The following is an 18,380-nucleotide window of genomic DNA, read 5'->3' on the forward strand; positions in this document are numbered from 1 at the left end:
CCTCCACTTTCGTTGGTCCAGGTGGCTGGCTGGCGCCGGTGTGCGCCGGCTCGGAGTGCGGTGGTGTGGCACGCAGGGGCTGGCCGGCGCAGGATCCGCCGGTCCGTCGGGTCGACGGGGGAGCCGATCGGACCGTCGGGGCCGGAGCCTTGGTTGAGGGTTGACAATTGGTCTATGCCAGTAATGAGAATCCATGCCGCTCCTGGTTGCGTCAAGACCTCGTCCACCAGATGGAGGTTGTCGAGATCCAGCCCCGGATCGTCACGTGCCTGGTCGTTGCCCGATTTCCGCTGCTCACAAGCGATATGCGGCGCTGGTTGGGGCGTTTCATACTGGTCTAGCCCTCAGGTCAGCCGTGCGGCGGGATGCGACCAGGATCGAGAGATGTCGAGAGCTGCTGTCGTCGCCGCGAAGGCCCCAGTTGGGTACGGATACTCAGCACCGGCCCGTGCGACAGCTCAGGCACCCCTGGCCGGGCACCCCGAGGATGCTGTCATGGCCGAGACGCTGCTTCGACACCCTGATCCGTCCCCCCTCGCGGCACTGAGTCTGACGGCCGGCGAACGCTGGCGCCGGGCACGTCTGACGATCTTCGGTCGCGCACTCGGGGCGGCGGTGCGGCTCGCCGGTCGGCATCCCACGTCGTGGCGGTGGCTGGCCGGGCGGCACCACCCGATGCTGGACCTGCTCGCGGCGGCCAACGCACGTGCGGGGTGCGCGCTCGCCGCGCTGGACGTCCCGGCGTACCGCGCCTTCCTGCGTGCTCGGCCGGGCGGGATCCGCCGCCGGCTGCGCGACTTCCCGGAGACCGACAAGGTGAGTTACGTCGTCCCCTTCGACGCTGCCCGGCGCTGCCGGGGTGGACGACTGCCGGCCCGGGGCGTGGTGGTCGACGAGTCGGCCGGCTCGTCCGGCCGGCCGTTCAACTGGCCGCGCGGCGAGCGGGAACTGCGTGCGGTGCACCGCGACATCGCCGGCTACACCAGCCTGGTCTTTCCGATGCGTCGCCCGTTCGTCATCAACGCGTACTCGATGGGCGCCTGGGCGACCGGGACGACGACCGGCGCCGCGATGGCCCGCATCGCGGTGGTCAAGAACACCGGCCCGGACCTCGGCAAGATCGTCGACACGCTCCGCGAGTTCGGCCCGGACTTCGACTACCTGGTGACCGCGTACCCGCCGTTCCTGAAACACCTGCGGGACCGGCTCGACGCCGAGGGCTTCGACTGGTCGCGCCACCGCATCTTCGCCAGCTGTGGGGGAGAGGGGATGACGGAGGCGCTGCGCGGCTATCTGGAGGAACGCTTCCTGCGGGTCCGGTCGGCGTACGGCGCCTCGGACCTGTCCATCGGGATCGGCGCGGAGACCCGGTTCACCGTGTGGTTGCGGCGACGCCTGCGTGACGATCCCGAGCTGAGGGCGGCGCTGCTCGGCGCGGACGAGCAGCGGTTGCCGATGGTGTTCCAGTACAACCCGTTGGCCACCTATCTGGAGACCAACGATCGTCGGGAACTGCTCTGCACGATCACCAGCCCCGACGTCCTCCAGCCGCGGCTGCGGTACAACGTCGGCGACGAGGCGCTGCTCGTCGGCTACCGGCGCATCCTCGACCTGCTCCGCGGCGACCCGGACCGGTGGGCCGAGTGTCGTACGGCGTTGGCCAGCGAGCGGATGACCCTGCCGGTGCTGCTGCTGTTCGGCCGGCGCGACTCCACGGTGTCGTACCTGGGCGCCAACCTCTATCCGCAGGACGTCGAGTACGGCCTCTACACCGGCAACCCGTACGCCGCCGAGATCAGCCGGTTCTGCCTGGCGCTGGCCGAGGACGCCGCGCTGGAGACCCGGCCGGTCGTCCACCTCGAACTGCGACGCCCACTGTCCGGGGCGGCTCGCGAGGATCTCGTCGCGGCCTGCCGGACCGGGGTGCGCCGGCACCTCGCGGTGGTCTCCCGCGACTTCGCGCAGTCACTGACCGAGGACCCGACCGCCGGTGACCTCCGCGTCGAGCTGCACGAACCGGGCACCGGCCCGTTCGCCGGACAGCAGAAGCTCAAGAACGTCTACCTGGTGGGCTGAGTGATGCGTACCCGTGACTTTTCCCAGGCCCCGGCGCAGGCGCGGGCCGGCGCCATGTTCGTCGGCGCGACCCGCTACCGCGGACCGCTGGCGATCCTGCGGCTCGTCCCGGCCTGGCTGCGGATGGTCCGTGACCTGCGCCGGATGTCCGGATACCGCTGGCACACGGTGTACTGGGAGTTCCCGTTCACGCTCGGCACGATCGCGTTCTTCGCCGACCGCGACGCCATGCTGCGCTTCGCCCGCTCCCGGCACCATCGCCGGCTGATGACCTGGGTGACAGACGGCAACCGCAACGCGACCGCTGGCTACATCCGGCTCTTCACCGCCGAACCCGACGGCTACTCCAACGGGCTGTGGCGGGCCGAGTCCACCGAGATGGCGCTCATCCCGACCTTCACCCCGCTGGGCTCGGAGACGACCGGACCGGCGGTGCGGCGGTGACCGCCACGAGCGGGTTCGAGCGGGTCGTCGACCGGCGCGGCCTGCGGGAGTTCCTCACGCTCACCGACCGGGTGTACGCCGACGAGCCGCGCTTCGTGCCGCCGTCGCGCCAGCAGGTACGCCGCTGGTGGCGCGACGGGGTGCCGATGTACCTGCTCCGGGACGGCGCCACCGGCGCTGTCGTGGGCCGGACCACCCTGCACACCGACGCCGCCTTCGACGCCAGGCTCGGTCGCCGGTGCCAGCTCTTCGGGCTCACCGAGTTCACCGACCCGGCGGCGCGACCCCTGTTCGAGGCGATCGCCACCGCCGCCCGCGCCGCCGGGGACCGGGACGTCCTCTTCGGCCCGGTGGCGTTGCTGCCCAACCAGTCGGGCGGGGTCATCACCTCCGGGTACGCCGACCGGGGCTTCATCGACAGCGCCTGGAACCCGCCGCGATACGTGAGCGCGTACGAGTCGTACGGATTCCGCCGGCGCTTCGAGTCGGACACCTGGATCTGCCCGGTCCCCGCCGGGGAGGACGCCCCGCTCCGCACCGACGCGGACGGCGCGGAGCTGGCGGTGCACCGGGGCGACGTCCGTCGGCTCGCCGACCAACTCGACCTGCTGCGCGAGCTGCTGAACGCGTCCTTCGCCCAGCTCGGCTACTACACCGAGATCTCCGCCGCGCAACTGCGCCGGCAGACCGACGGGCTCGCGTACCTGCTGGACGAGTCACTGCTGCTCTACCTGACCCGGGCGGGGCGGCCGGTGGCGTTCGTGCTGTGCGTACCGGACATCAGCGAGTTCGTGGTCCGGGTCCGGGGCAACCTCAACCTGGTCAACCAGCTCCGGCTGCTGGCGGTCCGCCGCCGGTACCGGCGGGAGGCGGTGCTGATCGTCAAGGGCGTGCTGCCCGAGTACCAGGGGCGCGGATACCAGCGGCTGCTCTCCGCCGTGCTGCGCCGCAACCTGCACAGCGGCGGGTACACGACGCTGCGCAGCACCTACGTCGGACGGGACAACCCGGCTTCGGCCGCGCAGTACCGGGCGCTGGGCGGCCGGCCGCTGCACGGGTACACCTTCTACGAGAAGGCGCTGTAGATGGAACTCGCGGCGTTCCGCGCGCTGGAGCCGCTCTGCTGGCGGGCGCCGAGCGCACACAACACCCAGCCGTGGCGGCTCGACCACCAGGACGGGGCGGTCCGGGTGGGTTGGGAGCAGGCGTACACGCTGCCGGCGGCCGATCCCTGCGGTCGGGATCTGCGGCTCTCCCTGGGGGCCTTCGTCGAGACCTGCCTGGTCGTGGCGGCCGACGCCGGACTCCGGCTGGAGTTCGTCGCAGACCACTGTGCCGAGGACCGCCGGGTGGGCTGGCTTCGGGTGTCCCCGCACCGCTACGACACCCCGTTCGGCGCGGCGCAGGTGCGGGCCCGGCGCACCCACCGGGGCCGGTTCTCGGCCGGCCCCGACGCCGAGGTGACAGCGGCCGTCGACGCGATCGCGCGGTCGTCGGGCGGGACGGTCCGGACCATACCGGACGCCGGCCTGCTGGCCCGCCTGTTGCGGGTCGCCGACCGGCAGGTGTACGCGGATCCCGCGGTGGTCGGCGAGTTGCGGTCGTGGCTGCGGCTCACGCCCGCGCACCCCGACTACCACGCCGACGGGCTCACCGACCGCTGCCTGGGGCTGTCCCGGGGCGAGGCGGCCATGCTGCGGGCGGCGCTGGCGGCGTACCCGGTGCTGCGCCGGCTGGGCCTGCCGCGGCTCCTCGCGGCGGCGTCCGGCAATCCGCTCGCGCTCGGTGGCGCCGTGATCATCCTGGTCGGACCGCCCGGCTCGAACGACGCGACGCAGGTCGAGTTCGGGCGGGTGCTCGCGCGTGCCTGGCTGACCCTGCACACGGCCGGGCTGGCGGCGCATCCGCTGAGCCAGCTCATCGACGCGCCCGCCACCCGTGTCGCCCTCGGCTCGTTGCTGGGCGTGGCGTCGGAGCGCCTGCTCCACGTCGCCCGGGTAGGCCGGCCGGTGAGTCCCGCGGAACCCTCGGCGCGCCGGATCGGCGGTGGTCGCCTCGACGGGAAATAGCGCCGGCCCGTGGGGTCGCGTTACGTCGACATGCCGCTTTTCCACCTCGACATCAATCACGCCCGGTCGGCCCCGGTTCGTCCTTGTCCGGCTCGGAGCGGCGCGCCTAACCTGATCCGGCGCTCGCGGCTCGTCGGGGTGAGTCGGGGGCGTGCCGAAGTCCGGTGGTCGGGCACATTGAGCTGAGTGCAGGCGGCAGGCTCGCCGTGTTGAGCCCGGCGTGGGCGGCGTGCCCTGCCCACGCGCTCATCCGGCGCGCCCGCCACGACACCGGACGGCTGGGGCAGGACCGGGGAGTTGCGGCCCCGGTCCTGACCACCCCGTGCTCGGCGGCCGTCGGCGGTGCGGCACGGCGACTCCCCGTGGGGGCAACGCTCTCAGGAGACCTCGCGGCGCACGATCGCCACCGCCACCCGGCAGAACTCGTCCATGTCCGGCTGGAACCCGGCGGCGATGTCGGGGTGCAGCCCCGAGCGCGTCTCGTCCAGCAGTCGCTGGCAGACCTGCTCGACCGGCTCGCCGGCGTAGCTGGCGCTGACCCGCTCCGTGGCGGCCTGCAACGCCGAGGTCAGCTGGTCCTCCAGCGGGCCCCGCAGCTTCTGCTGCACGGGATCCAGCCCACGGGGGTCCAGCGTGACATGTGGCTCCGACATCGGCGCTCCCTTCGTCGGCGTCGCGGTACCCCACCGCCGCCCTCGGTCAAACCACGTGCGGTACGGCGGCCACCCGCACCTGGTACGAGAAGTCCTCCGCCGGCTCCTCCGCGTACGACAGCCGGCGGATCTGCCGGTCGTCGTCGTAGAGGGCGACGTCCACGAGGACGCCGAGGTGGGCCAGGCCGATGCTGGTGACCCGCTTCTTGTCCTGGAGCACCGCGCACACCCCGCCCAGCAGGGTGCTGGCGTCGGAGGTGCGGTGCCCGGGCGGGCAGCGCAGCACGAGGTCCACCTCGACCGGCCCGGACAGCGGGGTCCAGCCGGTGCGCTGGGCCGCCGCACAGGCCGCCTGGAGCAGGGCGTGGACCCTCGTCGCCTGCCGATGCCCGGCGGCGAAGATGGACAGCGCCTCGGCCTTGACCGGTGGCAGGCCGCTCACCTCGAACGTCAGGGCGAGAGCGCGGGTGTCCTGCACGACGACACCTCCTCGTTGGGGACGATCCTGCCCAACCGGTCCAGCGGTGGAGGGAGGTTCCCGCGAGAACCCACCGATCGGGCAGCTCACCCGTCCACGGACGGTCGGACCCACCACCCGTATCGCGGTGATCTGCGCCACATCCGGCGTTGTCGGCGCCGTCCCATCAGCGTCAGGTTTCGCAACTTCGCAGGTCGGGCAGTGTTGGGGCCACGAAACGTCCGGGGCGACGAAAGCACTGGTCAGACGCTCCGAGCGGCTCGCCGTGCGCCGGGGCACGAAGCCTCACCCCGGCCTTGGCCGACACGAGGGGAGGGGCGATGAGCGGCCCTGACAAGGCCCGCCGCCGACGGCGGCCACGCGTGCGCGCGGTGGCCGCCGCCGCGGCGTTGACGCTGGTGGCGCCGATGGCGGCCGCCTGCGGTTCCGGCGAGGACGGCGGCACGCCCACGATCAACCTGTACCACCCGCCGGAGCAGAACATGCAGAAGGTGGTCGACGACTGCAACGCGCAGGCCGGGGGACGTTACAAGATCGTCTACCGGGTGCTGCCCCGGCAGGCCGACGACCAGCGGGTGCAGATGGTGCGTCGGCTGGCCGCGCAGGACACCGGGATGGACGTCCTCGGCCTCGACGTGACGTGGACCCAGGAGTTCGCCAGCGCGGACTGGATCCTGGAGTGGACCGGGCAGGACAAGGCGGAGGTGGAGCGGGGGACCCTCGCCGGACCGCTGGAGACCGCCCGCTACGAGGACAAGCTCTACGCTGCGCCGAAGAACACCAACGTCCAGCTGCTCTGGTACCGCAAGGACCTGGTGCCGCAGCCGCCGAAGACGTGGGATCAGATGATCTCCGCCGCCCAGGAGTTGAAGCAGCAGGGCAAGCCGCACCAGGTGCTCACCATGGGCGCCCAGTACGAGGGCCTCGTCGTCCTCTACAACACCCTCGCCGAGAGCGCCGGGGGAAAGATCCTCAGCGACGACGGCAAGCAGGCCGTGATGGACGCCGGCACCGTCCGGGCGCTGGAACAGCTCCAGCGCTTCGCCACGTCGGGCGTGGCCTCGCCGTCGTTCAGCAACGCCACCGAGGACCCGGTGCGGCTGGAGTTCCAGTCCGGCGACGGCGCCTTCCAGGTGAACTGGCCGTTCGTCTACCCGGCGATGCAGGAGGCCAACCCGGAGCTGGCGAAGCAGGTCGGCTGGGCGCGCGTCCCGGGCGTCGACGAGAACACCCCGAGCAAGGTCACCATCGGCGGGGTCAACATGGCGGTCAGCGCCTACTCGAAGCACCCCGAGGAGTCCTTCGAGGCGGCCCGGTGCCTGCGCAACGAGAAGAACCAGAAGTTCTCCGCCATCAACGACGGCGTGCCGCCGACCATCGAGAAGGTGTACGACGAGCCGGAGATGGCCGAGGCGTACCCGATGCGGGACACCATCCTCGAGGAACTCAAGGACCCGGCGGTCCGGCCGCTGACCCCGGCGTACCAGAGCATCTCCACCGTCATGTCGGCGATCCTGTCGCCGCCGTCGGAGATCCGGCCCGAGCAGACCGCCGACGAGCTGCGCGACGCCATCGCCGACGCCCTCGAATCGAAGGGGGTCCTGCCATGAGCGTGAACGCCACGCCGGCGGGCACCGACGCGACCGCCGCGGAGACCGCGGCGCGGTCCGGCCGGGACGCCAAGGTGCCGGCCCAGCGCGCCGGCGGGGGCCGCAAACCCCCGCTGAGCGAGAACAAGAAGGCCGAGCGCCGGCTGGGCTGGCTGCTCTGCGCACCCGCCGCGCTGGTCATGCTGCTGGTGACGGCGTACCCGATCATCTACTCGGTCTGGCTGTCGCTCCAGCGTTTCGACCTGCGCTTTCCCGCCGAGCGTGAGTTCGTCGGGCTGGAGAACTACGTCACCGTGCTGACCAACGAGTTCTGGTGGACGGCGTTCGGGGTCACCGCGCTGATCACGGTGGTCACCGTCGCCGTCGAGCTGGTGCTCGGCATGGGACTCGCGCTGATCATGCACCGTACGCTGGTCGGCCGGGGCATCGTGCGGACCGCCGCGCTGATCCCGTACGGCATCGTCACGGTCGTCGCGGCGTTCTCCTGGCGGTACGCGTGGACGCCCGGCACCGGCTACCTGGCCAACCTGTTCAGCGACGGCGCGCCGCTCACCGAGCGGGCCAGCTCGCTGGCGATCATCATGCTGGCCGAGATCTGGAAGACGACGCCGTTCATGGCGCTGCTGCTGATGGCCGGCCTGGCCCTGGTGCCGGAGGATCTGCTCAAGGCCGCCTCCACCGACGGCGCCACCTCCTGGCAGCGCTTCACGAAGGTGATGCTGCCGGTGATGAAGCCGGCGATCCTGGTCGCGCTGCTGTTCCGCACCCTGGACGCGTTCCGGGTGTTCGACAACATCTTCGTGCTGACCGCGGGCGGCAACGAGACCTCGTCGGTGTCGATGCTCGCCTACAACAACCTGATCCGGGGCCTGAACCTCGGCATCGGGTCGACGATGTCGGTGCTGATCTTCCTCACCGTGGCGATCATCGCCTTCGTCTTCGTGAAGCTGTTCGGTACCGCTGCTCCCGGCAGCGACGACGGGGAGAGGCGTTGAGATGGCTGACACCACCACTCGGGCCAAGCTGCGCTGGGGCCTGCTGGACGCGATAGTGGTCGTCTTCGCGCTGGTCCCGGTCCTCTGGATCATGTCGCTGTCGTTCAAGACCCCGGAGACCCTGACCGACGGCAAGTTCATCCCACAGGCCTGGACGCTGGACAACTACCGGTCGATCTTCGCCACCGACCAGTTCGTCCGGGCCCTGGTCAACTCGATCGGCATCGCGCTGATCGCCACCGTGATCGCCGTGGTGCTCGGCGCCATGGCCGCGTACGCGATCTCCCGGCTGGACTTCCCCGGCAAGCGGCTGCTGGTCGGGGTCTCCCTGCTGATCGCGATGTTCCCGCAGGTGTCGCTCGTGTCGCCACTGTTCGAGATCGAGCGGCAGCTCGGCCTCTTCGACACCTGGCCGGGCCTGATCCTGCCGTACATCACCTTCGCGCTGCCGCTGGCGATCTACACGCTGTCGGCGTTCTTCAAGCAGATCCCGTGGGACCTGGAGAAGGCGGCGAAGATGGACGGCGCGACGCAGGCGCAGGCGTTCCGGCGGGTCATCGCCCCGCTGGCCGCGCCGGGGCTGTTCACCACGGCGATCCTGGTCTTCATCTTCTGCTGGAACGACTTCCTCTTCGCCATCACGCTGACCTCCACCGAGCGGGCCCGCACGGTGCCGGTGGCGCTGTCGTTCTTCACCGGCGAGTCGCAGTTCGAGGACCCCACCGGGGCGATCTGCGCCGCCGCCGTGGTGATCACCGTGCCGATCATCCTGTTCGTCCTCTTCTTCCAGCGCCGCATCGTGTCCGGCCTGACCTCCGGCGCAGTCAAGGGATAGGTGGTACTCATGGCTGACATCGTGCTCGACAAGGTGAGCAAGAAGTTCCCCGACGGGACCGTCGCGGTGGCCGACGTCGACCTGGAGATCGCCGACGGCGAGTTCGTCATCCTGGTCGGCCCGTCCGGGTGCGGGAAGTCCACCACCCTGAACATGATCGCGGGGCTGGAGGACATCAGCTCCGGCGAGCTGCGCATCGCCGGCCAGCGGGTCAACGACAAGGCCCCCCGGGACCGGGACATCGCGATGGTGTTCCAGTCGTACGCCCTCTACCCGAACATGACGGTCCGGGAGAACATGGCCTTCCCGCTGCGGCTGGCCAAACTGGACAAGGAGACGATCAACCAGAAGGTGGAGGAGGCAGCGAAGGTCCTGGAACTGACCGCGCTGCTGGACCGCAGGCCGGCCAACCTCTCCGGCGGCCAGCGCCAGCGGGTGGCGATGGGCCGGGCGATCGTCCGGCAGCCGAAGGCCTTCCTGATGGACGAGCCGCTGTCCAACCTCGACGCCAAGCTGCGGGTGCAGATGCGTACCGTGGTGTCGCGCCTGCAGAAGAAGCTCGGCACCACCACCGTCTACGTGACCCACGACCAGACCGAGGCGATGACCCTCGGCGACCGGGTGGTGATCATGCGGGGTGGCGCGGTGCAGCAGGTCGGGCCGCCGCAGGAGCTGTACGACCACCCGCGCAACCTCTTCGTCGCCGGGTTCATCGGCTCGCCGTCGATGAACTTCCTGCACGCGGCGGTCGAGGACGGCAGGCTCCGTACGGCGCTGGGCGACGTGCCGATCGGCGAGCGGATCCGGCGTGAGCTGGAGGGCGCCGACGCCCCGCGCGAGCTGATCCTCGGCATCCGGCCGGAGCACTTCGAGGACGCCGCGCTGATCGACGACGACACCCGCCGCCGGGGCATGGAGTTCGAGGCGCCGGTCGACATCGTCGAGTCCATGGGCTCCGACAAGTACGTCTACTTCAGCGTCGAGGGGGAGCGGGCCAGCGCCGCCGAGCTGGAGGAACTGGCGGCCGACGCGGGTGCCGACTTCAGTGGCGGCGGCACCAGCCTGGTGACGCGGCTGTCGGCCGAGTCCGAGGCGCAGGAGGGGCAGAACCGGCGGGTCTGGTTCAACCTCGAGAAGATCCACCTGTTCGACCCGTCCAACGGGCGCAACCTGACCCTGCACGAGGGACGGGCGGCCGGGGCGCTCGCCGACTGACGTACGACGCGCGGGGGCGGGTGGGCCGCGGCGACCCACCCGCCCGTTGCCGTCCCGGGGTCAGTCGGGCCAGTCGACGCGGAGCGGTCGGCCCAGGAACGCGGCGTAGCGGCTCAGCGCGCGCTCCACCCGACCCCGGTCGAGCGGCGCCAGCGGGAACACCTGGACCGTCACCCCCGTCCTGTCCAGGGACCGCTTCCAGGTGCCCACCACCCGCCCGTCGTGCACGACGGTGGCCCGGAAGACACCGTTGCCGCCCGGTACGACCGCGTTCCCGTGCGCCGGATCGAGCATCAGCGACCGGTCCTTGAAGCCCAGCAGGTACTCGTCGAAGCCCGGCAGCACCAGCAGGTCGTCGACCGGCTCGCGGGGCGCGTCGAGCAGGGCGGCGTCGACCAGCGCCTTCTCCCCGTCGACCCGCACGGGGGCCAGGGCGTCGCCGGCCGCCGCGAAACCCCGGCGCGCGTCGGTGAGCGTGAGCCCCGTCCAGCCCGCGAACTCCCGGACGGAGACGGGCCCGTGCCCACGGACGTAGCGGTGGGCGAGGATCGCGAGGGCCTCGTCCCGCTCCGGCCGGTGCGGGTCCGGCGCCCACTCGTCGAGCAGGGCGAAGGTCTGCTCGGTGCCCACGTTCGGCGCGAGGCAGGTGACGCCGCGCACGCTGGCATACCAGAGCAGGTGGTAGCCGCGCTGGTCGCCGGTGTCGATGCCGGCCGCCTGTAGCGTGGCCAGGCACCCCGCCCGGGTGAGCCGGCCGCCGTCGACCAGCGCGGCGCCGAGCACGTCGACCGCGCGGGCCGCGTCGGCCTCGGTCAGCCCGAGCTGCGTACGGCGGGTCGCGGCGCTGGCCAGCGGACGTACGCCGGTCAACTCCAGCATCCAGCGGGCGTCGCGGGGCGGCACCAGGTGCACGGTGCCCCGCATCGGCCAGGTGCGCAGCGCCTCCCGGCGTTCGAGCGCGGCGTGCACGTCGGCGTGGTCGAACGCGGGCAGCCGTGCGCCGAGGGACCACATGCCGCTGGCCAGGTCCTGCGCCTGCATGGCCCCGAACCACTCCACCACGTCGGCCACCCCGCCCGGGTGGACGGTGGGATGCGGGCGGAGCAGCAGGCTGGTCATCCGCAGCGCGAGCGCCTCGCGCCCGGTCAGGTCCACGGGCATGCAGGCTCCTCCGGTCGGCTGGGGCCTCAGCCTAGGACCCGCAACCGACATTCGACGCGTGACAGCCGGCACGGCCGAGGGGCGGATCGACGGGGTGACACGTCCCCTGACCGCGCTTCGCCGGCGACGCCTCCGGCGGAGGCACCGACCTCGCTCGTGGGAGGCCGGCCGGGGATGCCGTGGCCGGATGACCGTTTGATGGCGCAAGTAACGGGTAGTCGCCGGAGCTGACCCGACATGAGGAGGGAAACATCCGATGGCTGCCCAGACCAAGGTCGCGGTGATCTACTACAGCGCCACCGGCATCACCTACCAGATGGCGCAGGCGGCGTGCGAAGCCGCCGGTGACGCGGGTGCCGAGGTGCGGCTGCGCAAGGTGCACGAGCTGGCGCCGGACGAGGCGATCCGCTCCAACTCGGGCTGGCACGCGCACCACCTGGAGACCCAGGACGTCCCCGAGGCACAGCTGGACGACCTGTCCTGGGCCGACGTGGTGATCTTCGGGACCCCGACCCGGTACGGCGTGATGGCCGCCCAGCTCAAGCAGTTCATGGACACCACCGGGCCACTGTGGTCGCAGGGCGCGCTGGCGAACAAGGTCTATTCCGCGTTCTGTTCGACGGCCACCTCGCACGGCGGGCAGGAGGCGACGCTGCTGTCGATGTTCCATGTCTTCTACCACTGGGGCGGGGTCGTGGTGACGCCCGGCTACACCGATCCCAGCCAGTTCGTCGCCGGCAACCCCTACGGCGCCTCGCACACCAGCAACAACGGCGAGACGGCACCGGACGACATCGCGCTCGGCGCCACCGCGTTGACCGCCAGGCGGGCGGTGCTGATCGGTGCCGCGCTGAAGACGGGGATGACCGGCTGAGCCGGTCGTACCGGTCTGCCGGCGGAAGCCGCGGCGACCGGCGGCCCGGGCGGGGGCTCTCGACCCGTCCGGACCGCCGGTCGCAGGATCCCTACCCCCGATCGGGTCGGCTATGCCCGCTCGGCCGCCTCCGACAGCCTGCCGGCCGCCCCCGACGGGGTCCCGGCCGTCGCCGGCAGCAGCCCGCCCAGCAGGTCGGCGAGGACGGCCAGGCCGCCGGGGCTGAGCACGGACTCCGGGTGGAACTGCACCCCCGCGAACCCCCGCCCGCGCAGCGCGTGCACCGCCCCGTCCGCCGCGTCGCGGGCCAGCTCCACCGGACCGTACGGGGTGTCCAACCGGTCGGCGTCGGCGCGCGCCGTGAAGGTCGAGTAGAAGCCGACCCGGCGGGGCGTGCCGAAGACGTCCACCTCCCGCTGGAGCCCCTGGTAGGGCGCGTCCCGGCGGTGCGGCGTCAGCCCGAGCAGGCCGGCGAGCAACTGGTGGCCCAGGCAGACGGCCAGGGTCGGCCGGCCCGCGGCGAGCAGTTCGGAGAGCAGCCCCCGCATCGTGCACATCTTCGGCTCGGTGGTGCTGCCCGGGTCGCCCGGCCCGGGGCCGACCACCACCAGGTCGTGGGCGTCCACCGGGCCGGCGGCGTGCCACGGCCGCAGCGTCACGGCCAGGCCGAGCGCGCCCAACTGGTGGGCCAGCATGCCGGTGAAGGTGTCCTCACCGTCGACGATCAGCGCCCGCCGGCCGGCCAGCCCGGGCAGGGCGCCGGCGCCCGGGGAGCGCTGGTCCAGCCAGAACCGGGCCAGCGGGGCGTTGCGCGCGGCCAGCGCGGCCCGGACCTGCGGGTCGTCGGCGAGGCGTACGGCGGGATCCGGGCCCGTGGCGGGCGCCTGCGGGCCGAGGCCCAGGGCGGCGAGCACGCCGGCCGCCTTGGCGTGCGTCTCGGCCACCTCGCCCTCGGCCGTCGAGTGCCGGACCAGGGTGGCGCCGACCGGCACCCGCAGCGCACCGGCGGGGGAGATCTCGGCCGTACGGATCAGGATCGGCGCGTCCAGGGTCTGCCGGCCGGCGTCGTCGCGCCCGAGCAGCGCCAGCACCCCGGCGTAGTAGCGCCGCCCGGTGCGCTCGTGTCGGGCGATGACCCGGCAGGCGTTCTCCATCGGGCTGCCGGTGACGGTGGGCGCGAACATCGTCTCCCGCAGCACCTCCCGCACGTCCTTCGTTCCCCGGCCGGCGAGCAGGTACTCCGTGTGGGCCAGGTGGGACATCTCCTTGAGGTACGGCCCGACCACCTGACCGCCGTGCTCGGCGACCGTGGCCATCATCTTCAGCTCCTCGTCGAGCACCATGTACAGCTCCTCGACCTCCTTGGGGTCGGCGAGGAAGCGCAGCAGCGCGGCCCGGTCGGGGACCGCGCCGGTGTGCCGGAACGTGCCGCTGATCGGGTTCATCATGACCAGACCGTCGTCGACGCTGACGTGCCGCTCCGGGCTGGCCCCGACCAGGATCCGGGTGCCCGTGTGCACCACGAAGGTCCAGTACGCCCCCCGCTCGCCCAGCAGTAGCCGGCGCAGCGCGGCGAGCGCGGCGACCAGCGGCGGGCCCTGCACGGTGGCGCGCAGGCAGCGGTGGATGACGAAGTTGGCGCCCTCGCCGCGCCCGATCTCCTCGGCGAGCACCCGGCCGACGGTGGCCGCGTACTCGTCGTCGGTGACGTCGAAGCCGGCGTCGGTGGTGCGTACGGGCACGTCGGGCAGCGCGGCGAGCGCCTCAGCCACACCGATCCGCTCGTGCCGGGCGATCTCCAGGAACTCCAGCGGGACGCCGTCGTCGACGCAGGCGAAGCCCCGCTCGGTGACCTGCCGGTAGGGCACCAGCGCCAGGGTCCGGGGGCCGGACGCCCCGTCGGGAAGCGGGAGGTCGGCGAGCCGCTCCGCCACGCGTACCGTGCCGGTGAACAGCTCCAGGTGCGCGGTGCCCTCGCGTCGGACGAGCGCGAACGGGCCGGGGTCGACGCCGCCGGTGATGGCGGCCAGCAGTTCGGGCAGGTGGGGCATCGGGGTCTCCTCGGGCCGGGCGGCGCCCTGGCGGGCGACCGGGAGGGCCGGGGAGAGACCGGCGGCCGCCTCGTCGGGCGGCCGCGTGGGAAGCTACGCGCGGGGGATGGCCGCCGGGTCGGCGGGCCACCAGCAGGACAGGTGCGCGAGCATGCGACCACCCTACGGCCCGGCCCGCACGACGGGAAGCCGATCGGGCGTACGGCCCACCCGCTGGGACGCCGAGACGCCGCACACCGGGTAACTTGACCGGCGATGAACATTCTCGCGCTGGACCTGGGCACCTCCTCGGTACGCGGACTCGTGCTGGACGCGGAGGCCCGGCCGTTGCCCGGCGCGCTGGCCCGGCGCAGGGTCAGCCTCGTCGTGCACGACGACGGCGCCGGCACCCTGGACGGCCCCGGCTACCTGGCGTGCCTGGCCGAGTGCCTGGACGAGTTGGCCGCCGGTGGCCACCTACGCGATGTGTCGCTGGTGGCGACGTCCGCGCAGTGGCACTCCGTGGTCCCCGTCGGCGCCGACGGCGCGCCCCTCGGGCCGGTGCTGACCTGGCTGGACACCCGCCCCGCGGCCCTTGCCGGGGTGAGGGGACCGGCCGACGCGGACGACTTCCACCGGCGCACCGGCACGTGGTGGCACCGCTGCTACTGGTCGGTCCGGCTGCCCTGGCTGCGGGAGCACACCGGGGGCCGGATCGCCCGGTTCGCCGGCCTGGCCGAGTACGTGCTGGGCGAGCTGCTCGACTCGGCACCCATGTCGATCTCCCAGGCCTCCGGCACGGGCCTGCTGGACCTGCGGACGCTGGACTGGGACGCCGAGGCCTGCGAACTGGCCGGCGCCCGCGCCGACGAGCTGCCCGAGCTGGCCCCGACGCGGTGGCGCGGGCGGCTACGGCCGGCGTACGCGCGGCGCTGGCCGCAGCTCACCGAGGCGCCGTGGGCGGGTCCGGTGGGCGACGGCGCGGCGTCGAACGTCGGCTCCGGCTGCGTCGGGCCGGACCGGGTGGCGGTGACCGTCGGCACGTCGGCGGCGGTCCGGCTGGTGCAGTGCGCCCCGGCGGGAGAGGCCCTGCCGCCGCTGCCCGGGACGCTCTGGCGCTACCGCGTCGACCACGACCACGTCGTGACGGGCGCCGCCTACTCCTCCGGCGGCAATCTCTTCGCCTGGGCCAACCGGGAGCTGCGGCTGCCCGAGGGCGCCGAGCTGGAGGCCGCCCTGGCCCGGGTGCCGCCCGACGGCGGTCGGCCGGTCAACGTCCGCTTCGGCGGCGACCGGCCGCCCGGCCTGGCCCCGGCGGGGTCGGGCGAACTGCGGGGCCTGAGCTTCGGCACGACGGCGGTGGAGATGCTGGCCGGGCTGATGCGGGGGCTGTGCGACCTGGTCGCCGAGGACCTCGTCGTGCTGGAGTCCACCGTCGACAAGCCGGTCGAGGTGGTGCTCGGCGGGGGAGCGGTGGCCGCCTCGGGCTGGTGGCGTACGACGTTCGCCGCGGCGCTCGCGCCCCGGCCGGTGTGGCACGGGCGCAACCCCGAGGTGGGGGCGAGCGGCGCGGCGCTGGTGGCGTCGGGCCGCGTGGGTGACGCCCCTCGACTCGCCGCCATCGGCCGGACGGATGAACCCGCCTCACCCTCCTGAGCCGCACCTCAGCCCGACCCGTTGACACGGCTTGCGGGCCTGATTGGATGGACTCCGCTCCCCGGCTCGCGGCGGACGCGAGGCACGCAGGAGGCAGGTGTGGGGGCAGGTCCGGAACCGTCCGACGGCGTGGTGTCGCACCACCGCCGGCGCCGGTTCGACGTCCGGGTCGTGCCACACCGCCGTCGTTCCCCGTTCCGGTTGCGGGACTGGCGGATGCGCACCAAGCTCGCCACCGTGCTGGTCATTCCGTCGGTCGCGTTCCTGGTGCTGGCCGGCGTGCAGACCCACACCCTGGTCGGCCGGACGACCGCGTTGGGTGACTTCGCCCAGCAGGTGGGCATCGGCCGGGAGATCGTCGCGGTGGTGCACCAGCTCCAGCAGGAACGCGACCGGGCCGCCGGTGAGCTGGGCGAGCTGCGCCGTGGTGGCGCGGGCGCCGACCGGGACGCGGCGATCGTCGTGTTGAAGCCGATGCAGAGCGCCACCGACCAGGCGGTGCGTGAGCTGCGCCGGGCCGCCGAGCCGCTGGCCGACGCCGACGCGTCGTGGCGGGTCGCCTACTCCGAGGTGCTGGCGGCCTACGACCAGGTCATCTACATCCGGGCCGCGATCCCTCCGGCGGTGCTCGGCAGCGACACCATCCTCAGCAACTACCACCGTGCCGTCGACGCGCTGCTCCGCCTCCTCGCCGAGCCCTCGCCGGGCGAGAACCGGCCCGCCCTCAGCGACGCGGTGCTGCGCTACGTGCAGCTCGCCCGGGTCAAGGAGCTCTCCTCCCGGGTGCGGGCCCAGCTCTACGAGGCCGCCCGCGCCGGCCGGTACGGCGTGGAGGACCGGGTGGTCCTGACCGACCTGCGCGCCCAGCAGCTCACGGCGTTGGGCGCGTTCCGGGTCGCCGCCACCGCCGAGCAGGTCCGCCGCTACGACGAGACGTCGCTGGACCCGGCGTTCCTGGCGGCCGCCCGGCTGGAGGAGCAGAGCCTGCCCACCGGTTCCGCCACGCCGACCGTGCTGCCGTCTCCACAGTGGTGGGCGGCCAGCGAGCAGCGGCAGGAGCTGCTCCGCCGGGTCGAGTCGTCGGTGCTCGACGACGCCGTACGGCACGCCGACGAGGTCAGCGCGACGCAGCTGCGGGCCACGCTGCTGGTCGTCGGCAGCATCGTGACGGTGCTGCTGGTCGCCCTGCTCATCTCCGTGCTCGTCGGCCGGTCCATCGCCCGGTCGATGCGGCTGCTGCGCGGCCAGGCGCTGCGGATCGCCCAACTGGAGCTGCCGGAGGCCCTCGACCGGTTGCGTACCGTGACCGGGGGCGTCCCCACGATCGAGGTCCCGCCGGCGGTGGTCCGTTCGCTCGACGAGATCGGCGAGCTGGCGGAGGCGTTCGTCGCGGTGCACCGCAGTGCGGTCAACGTCGCCGTCGAGCAGGCCACCACCCGGCGCAACGTCAACGCGATGTTCGTCAACCTCGCCCGGCGCAGCCAGGTGCTCGTGGAGCGCCAGCTGGAGCTGCTCGACGACCTGGAACGCGAGGAGAGCGACCCGGACCAGTTGGAGAACCTGTTCAAGCTGGACCATCTGGCCGCCCGCATGCGGCGCAACGACGACAGCCTGCTGGTGCTGGCCGGCACCGAGGCGACCCGCCGGTGGAACCGGCCGGTGGGGCTCAGCGCGATGCTGCTGGCCGCCAGCGCCGAGATCGAGCAGTACCAGCGGGTGCGGCCCGGATCGATGGCCGCCCTGCACGTCGTCGGCCACGTCGTCGGCGAGCTGGTCCACATCCTCGCGGAGCTGCTGGAGAACGCCACCTCCTTCTCCCGTCCGGACACGGTCGTGGCGGTCACCGCCAGGGCCGACGGCGCCGGGGCGGTCATCGAGATCACCGACCAGGGGCTCGGCATGAGCCCGACCGCCCTGGCGGAGGCGAATGCCGTGCTCGCCACCCCGCCCGCCGCCGACGTGGCGACGGTCGAACGGATGGGCCTGTTCGTGGTGAGCCACCTGGCCGCCCGGCTGGGCGTCGAGGTGCGCCTGGCCGGTGGCGAGGGCGGACTGGTCGCCCGGGTGCGGCTGCCCGGCGACCTGCTGGCGTCGGCGCCGGAGCGGGAGGCGCCCGTCCCGGCGCGGATGCTGTCCGCCGGGCCGGCCTGGGACGGCGTGCCGCCCGCCGAACTGCCGGTGGCCGGGCGACCGGCGGTGTGGGGCGGTGGGCAGCCGGCGGGCGAGCTGCCGGTGGCCGGGCGGCGGCCGGAGGGCCCACCCGGGCAGCCCCGGCCGGTTCCGG

General features: G+C 72.9%; 15 protein-coding genes. 11 read left to right on the forward strand and 4 right to left on the reverse strand.

The genetic code is table 11. The features are described from left to right. The first annotated feature begins 495 nt into the window (after nucleotides 1-495). The 4 genes from AB0D32_RS23740 to AB0D32_RS23755 are packed head-to-tail and all read left to right on the forward strand — an operon-like array spanning nucleotide 496 to nucleotide 4,589. Nucleotides 496-2,076 carry a phenylacetate--CoA ligase family protein gene (locus AB0D32_RS23740; RefSeq protein WP_357094090.1) on the forward strand — a complete coding sequence of 527 codons (1,581 nt, stop codon included), beginning with the start codon at nucleotides 496-498 and terminating at the stop codon, nucleotides 2,074-2,076. 3 nt (nucleotides 2,077-2,079) lie between these two features. After that, nucleotides 2,080-2,520, forward strand: coding sequence for a DUF4188 domain-containing protein (locus AB0D32_RS23745; RefSeq protein ID WP_357094178.1), 441 nt, complete (start codon nucleotides 2,080-2,082; stop codon nucleotides 2,518-2,520). After that, on the forward strand, nucleotides 2,517-3,605 hold the full coding sequence (locus AB0D32_RS23750) for a hypothetical protein (RefSeq protein ID WP_357094095.1): 1,089 nt from the start codon (nucleotides 2,517-2,519) through the stop codon (nucleotides 3,603-3,605). Before AB0D32_RS23745 ends, AB0D32_RS23750 begins: the two co-directional genes overlap by 4 nt. Next, nucleotides 3,606-4,589 carry a nitroreductase gene (locus AB0D32_RS23755; RefSeq protein ID WP_357094101.1) on the forward strand — a complete coding sequence of 328 codons (984 nt, stop codon included), beginning with the start codon at nucleotides 3,606-3,608 and terminating at the stop codon, nucleotides 4,587-4,589. It abuts the gene before it with no gap. A 377-nt stretch (nucleotides 4,590-4,966) separates the two neighbouring features. On the opposite strand, the gene AB0D32_RS23760 is transcribed toward AB0D32_RS23755, so the two are convergent. Both AB0D32_RS23760 and AB0D32_RS23765 read right to left on the reverse strand, forming a co-directional pair. Further along, nucleotides 4,967-5,242, reverse strand: a complete 276-nt coding sequence (locus AB0D32_RS23760; RefSeq protein ID WP_357094106.1) for a hypothetical protein — start codon at nucleotides 5,240-5,242, stop codon at nucleotides 4,967-4,969. A 46-nt stretch (nucleotides 5,243-5,288) separates the two neighbouring features. After that, complete coding sequence (locus AB0D32_RS23765) at nucleotides 5,289-5,720, reverse strand: hypothetical protein (protein WP_357094109.1); 432 nt, start codon at nucleotides 5,718-5,720, stop codon at nucleotides 5,289-5,291. Nucleotides 5,721-6,040: 320 nt separating this feature from the next. On the opposite strand from AB0D32_RS23765, the gene AB0D32_RS23770 reads away from it, so the two are divergent. From AB0D32_RS23770 to ugpC, 4 genes are read left to right on the forward strand one after another with little or no spacing between them, the layout of a single operon-like run. Further along, complete coding sequence (locus AB0D32_RS23770; RefSeq protein WP_357094115.1) at nucleotides 6,041-7,330, forward strand: ABC transporter substrate-binding protein; 1,290 nt, start codon at nucleotides 6,041-6,043, stop codon at nucleotides 7,328-7,330. Next, nucleotides 7,327-8,325, forward strand: coding sequence for a sugar ABC transporter permease (locus tag AB0D32_RS23775; protein ID WP_357094119.1), 999 nt, complete (start codon nucleotides 7,327-7,329; stop codon nucleotides 8,323-8,325). The genes AB0D32_RS23770 and AB0D32_RS23775 overlap by 4 nt, the downstream gene beginning before the upstream one ends. Before the next feature lies 1 nt (nucleotide 8,326). Beyond that, nucleotides 8,327-9,160, forward strand: a complete 834-nt coding sequence (locus AB0D32_RS23780) for a carbohydrate ABC transporter permease (RefSeq protein WP_357094123.1) — start codon at nucleotides 8,327-8,329, stop codon at nucleotides 9,158-9,160. Between the two features lie 9 nt (nucleotides 9,161-9,169). Continuing rightward, nucleotides 9,170-10,375 carry a sn-glycerol-3-phosphate ABC transporter ATP-binding protein UgpC gene (gene ugpC, locus AB0D32_RS23785; protein WP_357094128.1) on the forward strand — a complete coding sequence of 402 codons (1,206 nt, stop codon included), beginning with the start codon at nucleotides 9,170-9,172 and terminating at the stop codon, nucleotides 10,373-10,375. Between the two features lie 60 nt (nucleotides 10,376-10,435). Here the strand turns inward: ugpC and AB0D32_RS23790 are convergent, their stop codons facing one another. Beyond that, nucleotides 10,436-11,536, reverse strand: a complete 1,101-nt coding sequence (locus tag AB0D32_RS23790) for a winged helix DNA-binding domain-containing protein (protein WP_357094132.1) — start codon at nucleotides 11,534-11,536, stop codon at nucleotides 10,436-10,438. Nucleotides 11,537-11,792: 256 nt separating this feature from the next. Here AB0D32_RS23790 and wrbA point away from each other — a divergent pair, with 256 nt between their 5' ends. Beyond that, nucleotides 11,793-12,410: an NAD(P)H:quinone oxidoreductase gene (gene wrbA / locus AB0D32_RS23795; RefSeq protein ID WP_357094136.1), complete on the forward strand. Its 618-nt coding sequence runs from the start codon at nucleotides 11,793-11,795 to the stop codon at nucleotides 12,408-12,410. 110 nt (nucleotides 12,411-12,520) lie between these two features. Here wrbA and AB0D32_RS23800 read toward each other — a convergent pair whose 3' ends face one another. Continuing rightward, nucleotides 12,521-14,461, reverse strand: a complete 1,941-nt coding sequence (locus AB0D32_RS23800) for an anthranilate synthase family protein (protein ID WP_357094141.1) — start codon at nucleotides 14,459-14,461, stop codon at nucleotides 12,521-12,523. A gap of 255 nt (nucleotides 14,462-14,716) precedes the next feature. Here AB0D32_RS23800 and AB0D32_RS23805 point away from each other — a divergent pair, with 255 nt between their 5' ends. Continuing rightward, nucleotides 14,717-16,096: a gluconokinase gene (locus tag AB0D32_RS23805; RefSeq protein WP_357094146.1), complete on the forward strand. Its 1,380-nt coding sequence runs from the start codon at nucleotides 14,717-14,719 to the stop codon at nucleotides 16,094-16,096. A gap of 99 nt (nucleotides 16,097-16,195) precedes the next feature. Beyond that, a partial coding sequence (locus AB0D32_RS23810; protein ID WP_357094149.1) for a nitrate- and nitrite sensing domain-containing protein occupies nucleotides 16,196-18,380 on the forward strand: 2,185 nt, incomplete at its 3' end.

The organism is Micromonospora sp. NPDC048170, assembly GCF_040652795.1.
Taxonomy (GTDB): Bacteria; Actinomycetota; Actinomycetes; order Mycobacteriales; family Micromonosporaceae; genus Micromonospora.

Bases quoted from the DNA above. Each gene is read 5' to 3' on its own strand.
- AB0D32_RS23775 (WP_357094119.1), top strand. From the start codon at position 7,327: ATGAGCGTGAACGCCACGCCGGCGGGCACCGACGCGACCGCCGCGGAG.
- wrbA (WP_357094136.1), top strand. From the start codon at position 11,793: ATGGCTGCCCAGACCAAGGTCGCGGTGATCTACTACAGCGCCACCGGC.
- ugpC (WP_357094128.1), top strand. From the start codon at position 9,170: ATGGCTGACATCGTGCTCGACAAGGTGAGCAAGAAGTTCCCCGACGGG.
- AB0D32_RS23805 (WP_357094146.1), top strand. From the start codon at position 14,717: ATGAACATTCTCGCGCTGGACCTGGGCACCTCCTCGGTACGCGGACTC.
- AB0D32_RS23745 (WP_357094178.1), top strand. From the start codon at position 2,080: ATGCGTACCCGTGACTTTTCCCAGGCCCCGGCGCAGGCGCGGGCCGGC.
- AB0D32_RS23740 (WP_357094090.1), top strand. From the start codon at position 496: ATGGCCGAGACGCTGCTTCGACACCCTGATCCGTCCCCCCTCGCGGCA.
- AB0D32_RS23790 (WP_357094132.1), bottom strand. From the start codon at position 11,536: ATGCCCGTGGACCTGACCGGGCGCGAGGCGCTCGCGCTGCGGATGACC.
- AB0D32_RS23770 (WP_357094115.1), top strand. From the start codon at position 6,041: ATGAGCGGCCCTGACAAGGCCCGCCGCCGACGGCGGCCACGCGTGCGC.
- AB0D32_RS23800 (WP_357094141.1), bottom strand. From the start codon at position 14,461: ATGCCCCACCTGCCCGAACTGCTGGCCGCCATCACCGGCGGCGTCGAC.
- AB0D32_RS23755 (WP_357094101.1), top strand. From the start codon at position 3,606: ATGGAACTCGCGGCGTTCCGCGCGCTGGAGCCGCTCTGCTGGCGGGCG.
- AB0D32_RS23760 (WP_357094106.1), bottom strand. From the start codon at position 5,242: ATGTCGGAGCCACATGTCACGCTGGACCCCCGTGGGCTGGATCCCGTG.
- AB0D32_RS23780 (WP_357094123.1), top strand. From the start codon at position 8,327: ATGGCTGACACCACCACTCGGGCCAAGCTGCGCTGGGGCCTGCTGGAC.